Annotated in this window: 9 protein-coding genes; 2 read left to right on the top strand and 7 right to left on the bottom strand. The window is 57.3% G+C overall.

Annotated features, from left to right (window positions below):
* Positions 1-119 precede the first annotated feature (119 nt).
* Positions 120-1,361, top strand: a complete 1,242-nt coding sequence (locus tag JQR90_RS12670) for a DUF2254 domain-containing protein (protein WP_073449341.1) — start codon at positions 120-122, stop codon at positions 1,359-1,361.
* Between the two features lie 39 nt (positions 1,362-1,400).
* Here the strand turns inward: JQR90_RS12670 and JQR90_RS12665 are convergent, their stop codons facing one another.
* The 7 genes from JQR90_RS12665 to JQR90_RS12635 all read right to left on the bottom strand — a co-directional run bounded on the left by JQR90_RS12665 (position 1,401) and on the right by JQR90_RS12635 (position 11,796).
* A complete protein-coding gene (locus tag JQR90_RS12665) occupies positions 1,401-2,417 on the bottom strand; it encodes a ligase-associated DNA damage response exonuclease (protein WP_010794998.1) in 1,017 nt (338 codons plus the stop codon).
* Between the two features lie 93 nt (positions 2,418-2,510).
* The gene (locus JQR90_RS12660) at positions 2,511-4,097 is read right to left on the bottom strand and encodes a putative bifunctional diguanylate cyclase/phosphodiesterase (protein ID WP_010794997.1); all 1,587 of its coding nucleotides are present in this window, start codon (positions 4,095-4,097) and stop codon (positions 2,511-2,513) included.
* A gap of 185 nt (positions 4,098-4,282) precedes the next feature.
* Complete coding sequence (gene cobA, locus JQR90_RS12655) at positions 4,283-5,041, bottom strand: uroporphyrinogen-III C-methyltransferase (protein WP_010794996.1); 759 nt, start codon at positions 5,039-5,041, stop codon at positions 4,283-4,285.
* Between the two features lie 293 nt (positions 5,042-5,334).
* The gene (locus JQR90_RS12650) at positions 5,335-8,070 is read right to left on the bottom strand and encodes a nitrate reductase (RefSeq protein WP_434140037.1); all 2,736 of its coding nucleotides are present in this window, start codon (positions 8,068-8,070) and stop codon (positions 5,335-5,337) included.
* A 51-nt stretch (positions 8,071-8,121) separates the two neighbouring features.
* A complete protein-coding gene (gene nirD, locus JQR90_RS12645) occupies positions 8,122-8,475 on the bottom strand; it encodes a nitrite reductase small subunit NirD (protein ID WP_010794994.1) in 354 nt (117 codons plus the stop codon).
* 95 nt (positions 8,476-8,570) lie between these two features.
* Positions 8,571-11,012 carry a nitrite reductase large subunit NirB gene (gene nirB, locus JQR90_RS12640; RefSeq protein WP_010794993.1) on the bottom strand — a complete coding sequence of 814 codons (2,442 nt, stop codon included), beginning with the start codon at positions 11,010-11,012 and terminating at the stop codon, positions 8,571-8,573.
* Positions 11,013-11,295: 283 nt separating this feature from the next.
* Complete coding sequence (locus JQR90_RS12635; protein ID WP_010794992.1) at positions 11,296-11,796, bottom strand: thioesterase family protein; 501 nt, start codon at positions 11,794-11,796, stop codon at positions 11,296-11,298.
* Between the two features lie 207 nt (positions 11,797-12,003).
* Here JQR90_RS12635 and JQR90_RS12630 point away from each other — a divergent pair, with 207 nt between their 5' ends.
* The gene (locus JQR90_RS12630; RefSeq protein WP_010794991.1) at positions 12,004-13,689 is read left to right on the top strand and encodes a phosphoethanolamine transferase; all 1,686 of its coding nucleotides are present in this window, start codon (positions 12,004-12,006) and stop codon (positions 13,687-13,689) included.
* The last annotated feature ends 25 nt before the right edge of the window (positions 13,690-13,714 follow it).

The following is a 13,714-nucleotide window of genomic DNA, read 5'->3' as shown; positions in this document are numbered from 1 at the left end:
GGGGAAAGGAGTTCGTGATGTGGTGTGTTCCTGTTCCCCTGTCCGGTTTATCAGGCGACGTGGAACAGGAGGACCACTGCAGCCTTCTAAGTGATTGTCTGACAATGAGGTTGCAGTAGATGGGCCAACATATCCGCTTCATCTGGATCGCCTGCCGGGACAGTCTCTGGTTTATCCCGATGGTGATAGCGCTCCTGGCGGCCGGATTGGCCGTGGCGCTCGTGTCCCTGGAGCGCCTGGGCATCATCAATGCAGGTGATCGGCTGGTGTGGCTGGCGGGTAGTACAGGGGAGGGGGCTCGTTCAGTGCTATCGGCGATTGGAACCAGTGTGGTGACGGTCACGGGCACGGTCTTTTCCATCATGATCGTTGCACTTCAGCTGTCCAGCAGTCAGTTCTCGCCGCGTCAACTCAGAAACTTCACTTCTGATCGAGCCAATCAAGTGGTCTTGGGCCTGCTGATCGGGACCTTCACGTACACCTTGATTGTCATGAGCATGATCCGCTCAGCCTCGCCCTCATCCGCCCCCTTCGTTCCACAGATCGCTATCGCGCTGGGCATAGTGCTGGCGTTGATCAGCGTTGGTTTGATCATCTACTTCATCGATCACGCCTCCCGCTCCATGCAGATTGCCGTCATCCTGCAGCAGGTGACTCACCGCGCCAACGAACAGATTGAACAGGCCTTCGCACCTCTCGATGAGCCCCGGGCCGAACCCGATGCGTATGTGAGCGAGGCGCTGGATAAGAACGGGTATCCTTTGTGTACGCAGCGGGGAGGATACCTGCAGGCTATCGACCGCAAGGGGCTGCTCAGGCTGGCGCACAATCAGAGCCTGGTGGTTCGTGTGGAACACCGCACCGGCAGTTTTATCCTGCCCGGTGATCCAATTGCCTCTATCTGGCCTGCCGAGGCGGTTGATGCAACTGTCATGGCGGAGCTGAGAAAGAAGTTCATTCTTGGATCGGATCGTACGCCCGAGCAGGATATCGAGTATTGGCTGATAGAAATGGCAGATATCGCGATCAAGGCGTTATCGCCTTCCATCAATGATCCTACTACGGCATTTCGAGCCATTGACCGGCTTTGTGAAACACTGACGTTCCTGGGGCAGCGTAAGCCTTGCTGGACACATTGCGGTGACGACGGAAAGATCCGGTTGATCGAGCGCCCTCTGACATTCGAGTTGGCAGTAGGGCTAGCATTCGAGCAGATTCATCACTTTGGCCAGACCAATCCTTCCGTGCTCAAAAAGCTGGCCGACTCGGTGAATGCATTGATAAAGCGGGTTCCGCATGATGAACGGGTCGCCTTGATTCGATACAGTCGCTTGCCTGATGACATTGCGCTGAAGCATTGATTGGTACGAGCAAAAGGCGCACGGGCATATTCTTTTCACTTAGGCGGACTTCTCGTTGTTGGGCTCGTTGTCTTCATCACCGTATTCCGTGGTAAAGCCTTGGGCATCCAGTCCCTGTTCACGAAGGTAGCGCACCAACACTCCCACAGAGCCATGGGTCACCATGACCCGTTCAGCCCCTGTCTGCTCAATGGCCCAGAGCAGGCCAGGCCAGTCGGCGTGGTCGGAGAGCACAAAGCCACGGTCCACGCCACGACGCCGACGCGTTCCACGCAGCATCATCCAGCCGCTGGCGAAGGCATCGCTATGCTCGCCGAATCGGCGAATCCAGGTGCTTCCGCCAGCCGAGGGCGGCGCAATGATCAGGGCCTTACGCAGAAGAGGGTCGTTCTTCTTGAAGTCCCCTGCATACTGGGTATCCGGGATGTACACACCCCCTTCACGGTAGACCCGGTTGAGCGGTTCCACAGCGCCGTGGGTCAGGATAGGGCCGATACTCGCATCGATTCCGTGCAGGATGCGCTGTGCCTTGCCGAAGGCGTAGCAATACAGCACGCTGGCGCGGTCTTCCGCTGCATTCTGCCGCCACCAGGCATTGATCTGCGCAAAAATCTCTGCCTGCGGCTGCCAGGTATAAATAGGCAGGCCAAATGTGGATTCGGTAATGAAGGTGTGGCAGTGCACGGGTTCGAAGGCGTCACAGGTGCCGTCCGGTTCTACCTTGTAATCCCCCGACGCTACCCAGACCTCACCCTGGTATTCCAAGCGGACCTGGGCTGAGCCCAGAACATGCCCAGCCGGGTGAAGGCTGATTTTGACGCCATGGTGATCGATGACTTCGCCGTAGTGCAGCGTTTGCAGATTGATGTCTTGCCCCAATCGGGAGCGAAGAATGCCTTCGCTGGGCGCTGACGCCAGGTAATGTTGATTCCCCCCACGCGCATGATCGCCATGGGCATGGGTAATGACGGAGCGTTCGACGGGGCGCCAGGGATCGATATAGAAATCCCCTGGAGGGCAATAGAGACCTTCGGGTCGGGCGATGACAAGATCCATGGTGTCGCTCTTGATGGGCTTATCTAATAAGAGCGGAACGGGGCGGATCAGTTCGAGCGGGCTGCGCTCGCCTTGTGACCTGAAAGGGTAGGCCTAAATCACCGGCTCTGCGCGGGAGGCGTCCGACCTATAGCAACCGTGGCGTTCCAGCAGCTCAGGAACCTCGGAATTGGGCACCGCCCTGCTGAAGAGGAACCCCTGACCGAATTCACATCCTGCCTCGCGTAGCCACTGGACTTGATAGTCATGTTCGATCCCTTCGGCAATGGATGGCATGTTCAGACCATGTCCCAGCCCGAGCATGCAGCGCACGATCTTGTCATCTTTGTCATTGATGGCCATGGAGTCAATGAACTCGCGATCGATTTTCAACTTATCAAAGGTAAAGCGGCTGATCTGCGCCATGCTGGAATAACCCGTGCCAAAGTCATCGACAGCGACCCGTACGCCCAGCTCCCGTAGCAGATCCAGGTTGAGCTTGGCCTGCCGGATATCCTTGACGATGGCGGTTTCGGTGATTTCGATTTCCAGCTGCGAGGCCGCAAAGCCGGTCTCAAGCAGAACACGTTCAATGCGGTCCGGCAGCAGAGGATCGCGCAGATCGATCGCGCTCAGGTTGAAGGACAGATAAATGCCTGTAGGCCAGTATTTGGCATCGATACAGGCTTTTCGCAGGAGATAATCCGTCAACTCGGTCATCAGGCCGCTTTCCTCGGCCGCCGGAATGAACTTGTCGGGAACGATGGATCCATGAATCGGATGATCAAGCCGGGCCAGCGCTTCAAAACCGGCAATGGTCATTCCATCCAAGGCAACGATTGGCTGGTACTCGGGCCGGACGTAGCCGTGTTCGATGGCCTCGCGCAATGCCTGAGCAATCATGGATTGCTGTTCCAGCATATGATCCTGGGCCATGTCGAAGAAGCGAATGATGTTCTTGCCGTTGCGTTTGCCCTGGTAGAGCGCAACATCGGCGCGACGAAGCAACGTACTGATGTCCTGCCCATCATTGGGGTAATGGGAAACGCCAAATGTGGCCGCCGTCATCAGTGCAGTCGAACCATGGACCATCGGGGTTGCAACCAGACCCGCCAGTCCTTTCAGAATGGCGTGGGCTGCGGTCTCGCTCTTGGCGGAATGCAGCAGAACAGCAAACTCGTCTCCACCCAGGCGGCAAATAAAATCTCCTTTAGGTAGAGCCGTAGCCACACGCTGCGAAATCTCTTCGAGCAACCGGTCGCCCGTAATATGGCCGTATATATCGTTGATGGCCTTGAATCCATCCAAGTCGAAAATGGCTAGGAAGAAGGGCTCTCGCGTGCCGCGTATCGCTTTTGCGAAATGCTCATTCAACGCGCGGCGATTCGGCAGGTGCGTGAGGTTGTCATGATTGGCCAGGTGATAGGCTTCCTCCTGCGCCTGCTTGCGTGCTTCGATTTCCTTACGCATATCCGCGATGCGACGGAATCCGAAGAAGAAGCCGCACCACCCAATGATGATGAATGCCGTTATGCATTCGTCGACTTGCCAGCTTTCGTGTCTGGCGCTAAAGGCTACAAGATGCTCGAAGAAATCACATTCGATCATCACGACAAGCAGTAAGACACCTAAGGCAATGATGCTGGCAACGTCTCTGAAATGCCTTTTATGCAGTGAGTAGAAAAAGGTCTTCAGAGACATGAGCAGCTCGGTAGCAAGATCGAACAAGGGGCAGGGCCTGGGACTGAGGTGAAGTCCTTGTCGTGTTATCGACGGCAGGCTGGCAAAGTTGATAGTAGCATTATGCTACGAATATAGTCTTTGAATGTATAAAGTGACTTGAAGTTAAAGGCTCGCCCGCTCAGTGACGAGCAGGCGCTTTCTGGTCATCCTACAAGCGTTTTCTGAACAGGCTCAAGCGGCAGGCGAAGCGATTCGGCAGCAGACGCGACCTCGCCAATCACAAGAATGGCTGGGCTCTTGAGCTGAAAGAGGGCTGCGTCGGCTAACAGGGTTCCCAATGTGCTTCGGCATTCCCGCTGTTCCGGCAGGGAGGCGTTTTCGATCATGGCGACCGGGGTAGAGGCAGCCATCTGACCTGCCAGAAGCCCCTGCTGTACATCGTTCAGTCGCGAAACGCCCATATAGATGACAAGGGTCGTGCCACTTCGGGCCAGGGCGTCCCAATTCAATGAGCTGTCGTCCTGGGTATGGGCTGTGACCAGCGTAACGCCACGGGCAATGCCGCGATGAGTCAGTGAAATGCCGCAGTTCGTCGCACCTGCAAGACCGGCAGTGATGCCGTTGACGATTTCGCTTTGAATGCCATGGTTCGCCAGCCATTCGGCTTCTTCACCGCCTCGGCCAAAAATGCACGGATCGCCGCCTTTGAGGCGCGCCACGACCTTACCCTGGCGTGCATAACGCAGCATGAGGCGATGAATGAACGCTTGAGGCGTTGAGCGGCAGCCGCCCCGTTTGCCTACCTTGATGATGTGTGCATGCGGGCAATGCTCCAGCACGGCAGGATTGACCAGGTCGTCAATCAGGACTACCTGTGCCTCGCCCAATGCGCGAACGGCTTTGAGGGTCAAGAGCTCTGGATCACCTGGGCCTGCGCCGATCAGCCAGACTTTTGCATTCATGAACATACCCTCGTGTTCTACTCAATCAGGACAAACAAAAAAGGCGCACCCGCTGTAACCAGCAGGGACGCCTTTGTCCGGTTCTGTTCGGGCCTTGAAGGCCTCTTCAGAAAATGCCGCACTCGCCGTTGAGCGCCGCATCCTATGTCAGACAAATCAGTGCAGTGATTATGCCAAGTATTGAAAGTGGGTGTGTAGAGCACTTTTCATCATGATCATGAGTGTCCATTACCGTGTTCTTGCACAGGTTTAGGTACTAGCGCACCTAAACGGTGCGCCTTATTGCCGACGTTTCAGGTATGGACAGGTGTACGTGCCAGCAAGCGCTTGATCTCCGGAACACAGGAGCCGCACTGCGTACCACAGCCCAGCGACGCCTTCAGCCCGTTCAGGTCAAGTCCTTCAGCGATACCGCCGCGAATGGCGGCTTCGCTGACATTCATGCAGTTGCAAAGCGTTTTGCAACTAACCCCGGTCTGGCTGCCAGGGGGCGTGCTGAGGGGCGCCAACAACCAACGGCGCAGGTCCTGATCCGCTCGACCTTCTTCCCACAGGCTCTTGAGCCAGCGCCGTGCTGCTGTTTCACCTGTCAGGCAGAGCGCGGTAATACGGCCCGCCTCGATACGAACCCGCTTACCCACCTGGCGGCGTGCATCGTCATAGGCCATGACCGGTCCGTCCAGCAGGTTAAGACTGTTATAGATTTGTGCAAGCAGGGCCTTGTCCGGTGACTCCCCATGTGCAGCGCGAATAAGCAGGGCCGGACGGTCACGGCCAGTCAGGGTAAGACTGGCATGGCTAAAGGTTTCAAACAGTGGGCGCAGGGTTTCGAAGCGCATTTGTACATGGCCTTCTACCAGTGCGTACAGCTCCCAGGGGAGTTCTACTTTTTCCACTTCAATGCCGGCATGTTTGAGCTCCGGTTGCTTGGAGAGCGGATCGAATTCCGAGAGGGTGAGGGCATTGATACCGAGCCCTTTGAGAAAGCGATCCCCCCAGTGCATGGGCAGGAACGCTTGACCCGGTCTGATGTTCTCGTCCGACTCGACACGGACCAGAAGACTGCCGCGACGGCTTTTGACACGGGTCAGCTGGCCGCTCATCAGCCGACGGCGGCGCATGTCGTCCGGGTGCAGGGAGAGAAGTGGCTCCTCCACATGGCTGAATAACCGCGCCGCCGTGCCGGTACGGCTCATGCCATGCCACTGGTCGCGTAGGCGGCCAGTATTGAGGGTCAGCGAATAGCGGGCATCACGCTTCTCTTTCGGCGCGGCGTACTCGTCGGCAACAAAGCGTGCCCGCCCCGACGTTGTGGGAAACACACCGTTTTCATACAGGCGGGGCGTGCCCTGGCTGGCGCCGGTGGGAAACGGCCATTGTTGGGGCCCATGGGCATCGATCAGCGAATAGCTGATACCGGAAAGGTCCAGGTCACGTCCTGTCGTCAGGTGCTTGTATTCCTCAAAGAGCGCTTCAGGTGTCGGGAAGGCGAATCGGCTGCTTTGCTCAGGGTACAGGCGGCTTTCCAGCCGGCGGGCAAAGTCAAGCGTGATGGCCCAGTCCGAGCGTGCTTCACCCGGTGCGGAGATGGCGCGGCGCACATGGCTGATGCGTCGCTCGGAGTTGGTTACCGTTCCTTCCTTCTCGCCCCAACTGGCCGCAGGAAGCAGCAGGTCGGCATAGCGACAGGTTTCGGTCGTGAAAAAGGCTTCCTGAACCACTACGAACGGACAGCGGGCCAGGGCTTCATGAATTTTGGCCTGATCCGGTACGGACTGAGCCGGGTTGGTACAGGCAATCCAGAGTGCCTTGATTTTGCCGCTGTGCACCGCATCGAACAGTTCGATAGCCGAAAGGCCGGGCGTTTCAGGCAGCGCGTCGATACCCCAGTAAGCCGCGACTTCGCTACGGTGAACAGGATCGGCTACCTCACGATGACCAGGAAGCAGGTTCGACAGGCTGCCGGTCTCACGTCCTCCCATGGCGTTGGGCTGGCCGGTCAGCGAGAAGGGACCGGCACCGGGTTTGCCGATCTGGCCTGTTGCCAGGTGCAGGTTGATCAAGGCTGAGTTCTTGGCCACGCCTGCAGTGGACTGATTCAGCCCCATGCACCAGAGCGACAGAAACGCGGGCGATTCGCCAATCCATCGGGCGCAGGTCGTCAATGCTTCTACGGTAATGCCGCACAGCTCTGCCACCATGCTGGGGTTATAGTCTCGCACCAACGCTTTCAGGGCATCAAATCCCTCGGTATGGGCATCGATATAGCGACGGTCGGTCCAACCCTCCCAGAGCAGCAGGTGCAGGATGCCGTGGAAGAGCGCAACATCGGTGCCCGGCTGAATGGCCAGGTGCAGGTCGGCCAACTCACAGGTGTCGGTACGGCGCGGATCGACCACAATGATTTTCATGTCGGGTCGCTGGGCCTTTGCTTCTTCCAGGCGTCTGAACAGGACTGGATGGGCATAGGCCATGTTGCTGCCTGCAATCAGCAGGGTCTGTGCGTGTTCGATATCCTCATAAGAGCAGGGTGGCGCATCGGCTCCCAGGCTGCGCTTGTAACCGACCACCGCGGACGACATGCATAGCCGGGAGTTGCTGTCGATGTTGTTGGTACCGATCAGGGCACGGGCCAGCTTGTTGAAGGCATAGTAGTCCTCGGTCAGCAGCTGGCCGGAGATATAGAAGGCCACGCTGTCCGGGCCATGCTCGCGGAGGGTGTCGGCAAAGACGGTGGCAGCGTGGTCAAGCGCGCTGTCCCAATCGGTCCGGCTGCGTGCCAGCGTCTTGCCCAGGCGTAGTTCGGGATAGAGCGCACGTGCATCCAGATCGCCGGTCAGGTGCAGCGTAGCGCCTTTGCTACAGAGCCTCCCGTAATTGGCTGGATGAGCCGGATCGCCCGTCACATTCAGGATGCGAGTACCGTCATGTTCGATCAGCACGCCACACCCTACGCCGCAATAACAGCAGGTTGAAGCAGTGATCTGGGTAGCAGCGCCATCACGCGGCTCGTGAGGATGGATGGTCATGGGGTGCTCCATTCTGTTCACGTGGGCCCGGCGGCGAGCCAGGTCAAACGATTAGGCGGCAGTCGTGCTGGCAATGATGTGAGCGCTGCGGCGCGTCTTCTCCAGAGCGAGATAGACGCGTCCGTCTTCTACCCTGACCGGATAACGGTGGGCACACCCTACATCCGGGGCCAGGGCTTCACCGGAGTCGAGAGCGATCTGCCAGTTGTGCAATGGGCAGGCCACGGTCTTGCCAAAGACGATGCCCTGAGACAGCGGGCCGTGCTTGTGCGGGCAACGATCATCCAGGGCAAAGACATCGTCAGAAGACGTGCGGAAGAGAGCAATGTCGCCTTTGGGACCTTCGATGACCCGGGCGCCCAGTTGAGGGATATCGGTCAATGCGCAGATGTTCAGCCAGTTCATGAGGTAATCCTGTTCAAGTCGCGTAAAAGGGATACGCGATGGGCCGCTCCGTAGGAGGGTGGTGAGCGAAGCGATACCCATCGATCAAGAGACGTCTATAGCGCCGCCACCGGAATCCGTTCGAATTCCTTCTTGAGCGCCGTCTGTTCGATGCGCGCCTTCCAGGGGTCCTGTTCCAGCGACAGGGCGAACATCAGCTGCTGATAGAGGCCTTTGCGCCGCTCGGCATCGTCCAGAATGGCAGTCTTGATGTGCTCAAGGCCCACGCGCTGCATGTAGTGCACGGTCCGTTCGAGGTAGAAGGCCTCCTGGCGGTACAGCTCGATAAAGGCCAGGCTGTACTCCATGACCTCTTCAGCCGTTTTCACCTTGGTAAAGAATTCGCCAGCTTCGGTCTTGATGCCGCCATTACCACCGATATACAGCTCCCAGCCGGAGTCCACACCAATGATGCCCACGTCCTTGATACCGGATTCGGCGCAGTTGCGCGGGCACCCGGAGACGGCCAGCTTGACCTTGTGCGGTGACCACATGCCGAACAGGGCATGTTCCAGATCAATTCCCATCTGGGTCGAGTTCTGGGTGCCAAAGCGGCAGAACTCGCTGCCCACGCAAGTCTTCACGGTGCGGATGGATTTGCCATAGGCATGGCCGCACGGCATGTCCAGATCCTTCCAGACCCCGGGCAAATCCTGCTTCTTGATACCCAGCAGGTCGATGCGCTGGCCTCCGGTGACTTTCACCATGGGCACCTTGTATTTGTCGGCCACGTCCGCAATACGACGCAGTTCCGCTGCGCTGGTTACGCCGCCCCACATACGGGGAATAACCGAATAGGTGCCGTCTTTCTGAATGTTGGCGTGTGCGCGTTCGTTGATGAAGCGGGACTGCGGATCGTCCTTGGCTTCGCTCGGCCACGTGGAGATCAGGTAGTAATTGAGTGCCGGGCGGCAGGTGGCGCAGCCATTAGGCGTTTTCCAGCCCAGGGCCGTCATGGCTTCGGGAATGGTCGTCAGGTGCTGCTCACGGATGGCCTGACGAACGAAGCCATGGGTATGGTCAGTGCAGTTACATACCGGTTTTTCGCTCTTGGGCTTTACATCGGCCGCACCGCCCACCGTATTGATCAGGATCTGCTCCACCAGACCGGTGCAGGAGCCGCAGGAACTGGCCGCCTTGGTGTGCTTTTTCACCTCATCCACGGAGAGCAGGTTGTTTTCAGTGATGGCCTTGACGATAGTGCCCTTGCAGACGCCGTTGCATCCGCAGACCTCCATTTCGTCGCTCATCAGCATGGCCTTGTCCTGCCCCTGATGGCCCGCATCGCCTATGGCATGCTCGCCAAACATGAGCAGGTCACGGATTTCGCTAACGTTGTGATTCTCACGAATCTGGCGGAAGTACCAGCCGCCATCTGCCGTATCGCCGTACAGGCACGCGCCGACGAGAATGTCGTCTCTTATCACCAGTTTCTTGTAGATACCGCCGATAGGATCGGAGAGGGTGATCTCCTCACAGCCTTCACCGCCCATGAAGTCCCCGGCAGAAAACAGGTCGATGCCCGTAACCTTGAGTTTGGTAGACGTCACCGAGCCGTGATATTCGGCGGTGCCCTGAAGGGCCAGATGATTGGCACACACCTTGGCCTGTTCGAACAAGGGGGCTACCAGGCCATAGGCAATGCCTCGGTGCGCTGCGCATTCTCCTACGGCGAAGATGTCTGGATCTGAGGTGCGCATCGTATCGTCGACGGTCAGGCCGCGGTTACAGGTCAATCCGGCCGATTCGGCCAGCGTATAGTTGGGACGAATGCCGGCAGCCATCACGACCAGATCAGCAGGTATTTGATCACCATCGGCGAAACGAACGGCGCAGACACGACCGTTGCCGTCATCGAGCAGCTCGGCGGTCTGCTTGGGCAGCAGAAAGTTGAGGCCACGGCTTTCCAGGGCGGTCTGCAAAAGGTTGCCAGCCGTCTTGTCCAGCTGGCGCTCCATCAACCAGTCACCGATATGAACGACGGTGACATCCATGCCGCGTAGCTTGAGGCCGTTGGCCGCTTCCAGACCCAGGAGGCCACCGCCGATAACCACTGCGTGGCGATGCGTGGCTGCCGTATCGATCATGGCTTGGGTATCGGCAATGTCACGATAACCAATCACACCCTCCAGATCCTTGCCCGGAATGGGCAGAATGAAGGGGTTGGAGCCGGTGGCAATGATGAGTCGATCATACTCTGCCACGGTGCCGTCTTCGGCTATGACGCGGCGGTTCTGGCGATCGATTTCCGTAACCCTGCGATTGAGATGCAGCTCGATAGCGTGCTCGGCGTACCAGTTGAGATCGTTCAGGACGATCTCCTCAAAGGTCTGCTCGCCAGCCAGAACGGGGGATAGCAGGATGCGGTTGTAGTTCGGGTGTGGTTCTGCGCCAAAGACCGTTACGTCATACAGGTCAGGGGCGAGTTTGAACAGTTCTTCCAGGGTGCGTACCCCAGCCATGCCATTACCGATCAGTACCAGCTTGAGCTTTTTCATCAGGCGTCTCCGCAAGCTGCCCACCGGGCGTGCTTGAAATCGAGGCAACAAAAAAGGCGTCCCGCACATGAATGCGAGGACGCCTTTGTCCGGTCCCGTTATCGGCCTGCATAGGCCTGTCGGGGGAGCGCTGCCGTTCGCCGTTGAAGGCTGCGCTTGATGTCTGCCTAGAAACTAAGCAGGGGACGTGCCAAGAATGTAACTGCCTGACCGCGCTCTATTTTTTGTCAGGAGATCCTGATTATTCTGAGCTTTTGTGCACCACTTTGAAGCGCATTGCACACTATCCGTGCGAACTTTCCTTGATAGGCGTGACGTTCTGCGTACTGGACGTTGGCCGATCACTGACCCAATTAACCTTGGGGAAAATACGGTGGAAAGGTTTGGGCATAGGCTCGATGTGCTTTTCGCGATAGTTGTAAAAGACAAAACCGCACTTGGCGAGCGCAATGGTGGTGTCGGTATCCGGCCGAGTAATGCGGAAGATGATATCGCCCCCGTATTTATTGAAGTCCATGACCCCAATGTCAAATTGCAGCTTGTCCCTTGCAAAGGCTTCAGCCAGATAAACGGTCGCAAGATCCGTCACCATGGTACCAATGCCATCCTCGGCACCATCCCGGATACCGTAGTAAAACATGAAGCGTGTACGAGCTTCTGAAATCATGGAAATCATCGACTCGTTACTCAAGTGGCCACCGGCATTGATGTCGGTACTGCGGACCGTTTGATGGGTAGTAAAATAAAACTGGTCGCTTGGAAGATTGAGTTCGATGCGGGCCATGAGGAGCTCCCTATGATCTTCTTATTGAGGGTTATGCTTGGAGCTTAGCAAGCATGCCGTCTGGAATCACGGTTCCTTCTCTCTTTTACACCCTTGAGGGGCAGTTTGAGAAGCAATTAAGTGAAACGTTTTTACAAGGCTTTCTTCACGAAACGTTGACGAGCCCCTCACCACACTTTTGTCATCTTATTTCAAGAGTTGTACGAGATGCTGAAGTTGAGACCGGTTCGTCCCGAGTGGCTCACGCTGATCGTGAGTGCGGCTTTCCTGATTTTTTACAACGTCCCACTGTGGACTCACCTGTTCGACGTGGTGACACCTCTCGATATGAAAGGTGTGCTCACCTTGGGCGCAGTGGCTGTTCTGTTCTTGGCAGCGTTCAACCTGATTCTGACCTTTTTTGCCTTTCGCTGGGTTTTCAAGCCGCTGCTAAGTGTGCTCTTTCTGAGTGCCGCAGGGGTTGCCTATTTCATGAACCAGTACGGTGTCATGATCGATACCGAGATGCTCCGTAACACGCTGGAGACTGACACGGCTGAAGTGGTGGATCTGCTGTCATTCAAGCTGGCTGCCTATCTGCTTCTGCTCGGCGCGCTGCCGGTCTGGCTGCTCTGGAGGACACCGGTTCAGTATCGCCGGTGGCCGCGCGAGCTGTTGAACAAATCCATTGCCAGCGGCCTAACCGCCGCGGTTATAGTCGGCGTGGCCATGCTCAACTATCAAAGTCTGTCTTCCCTGTTCCGTAACCATCATGAGATCCATATGCAGCTGACGCCCAGCAATTCTGTGGGTGCCTTGATCAGCTATGTTCATGACGCGACGGCCAAACCCAAGGGTCCGCTGCGCGAGATCGGTACGGATGCTGTACGCCTGGCGCCCGTCAGCGCCGGTGCGCACAAGACATTGACTGTTCTGGTCGTTGGGGAAAGCGCACGTGCCGACAACTTTGGCCTGGATGGCTATGGCCGCGATACAACGCCCGAGCTGCGCCAGGAGGAGGGCGTGATCAGCTTTACCGATATGCATTCCTGCGGCACCGAGACGGCAGTATCCGTACCCTGCATGTTCTCCAATCTGACCCGCGCGCATTACAGTGACAGTGTGGCCAAAAGTCAGGAGAACCTGCTTGATGTGCTTAAGCGGGCTGGATATGACGTGATCTGGCGCGACAATCAGGCCGGCTGCAAGGAAACCTGTAACCGTGTGGCCTTCGAAAGCCTGACAAAGGCTCAGGACCCGGCATTCTGCAGCGATGGCGAGTGTCATGATGAAATCCTGCTCAAGGATATACAGGGCATCATCGATCACATGCAGCGCGACACCGTGCTGGTGCTCCACCAGATGGGCAGCCACGGCCCGGCCTACTTCAAACGCTACCCGGCGGCCTTCGAGCACTTCACCCCGGTATGCAAGAACAACGAGCTGAGCCAGTGCTCACGGGAAAGTATCGTGAATGGATATGACAACACCATTCGCTACACTGATCATGTCCTGGCGAGCCTGATCAATACCCTGCGTAACAACCAGGACAAGGTGAGTACCGCCATGTTCTACCTGTCCGATCATGGTGAGTCATTGGGTGAGTACAATGTATTTCTTCATGGCATGCCGTACGCCGTAGCGCCGGATCAGCAGAAGCATATCGCCAGCGTAGCGTGGTTTTCTCAGCCGTATCAGCAGTCGATGGGGATGAATAGCCAGTGTGTAGCGGTCCACCGGAATGACTCGCTCAGCCAGGACAACCTGTTCCATTCCATGTTGGGTCTCCTGCGTGTCCATACCCAGGTCTATAACGCAGAGCTGGATTTGTTTGCCAGCTGCCGTCAGCTCTCAGGGGCAACCGTGGCCAGTACGAGCCCGTCAACGCAACCGCCCGCGAACAAGCTCAACTGAAACAGGCGAGCTGGCCTTGGCTGGC

It is taken from the genome of Pseudomonas sp. JZ114 (genome assembly GCF_051027705.1).
In the GTDB taxonomy this organism is placed as follows: Bacteria; Pseudomonadota; Gammaproteobacteria; order Pseudomonadales; family Pseudomonadaceae; genus Chryseomonas; species Chryseomonas luteola.
Note: the sequence above shows the minus strand (reverse complement) of the source record. Positions and strands in the feature narration are given on the sequence as shown.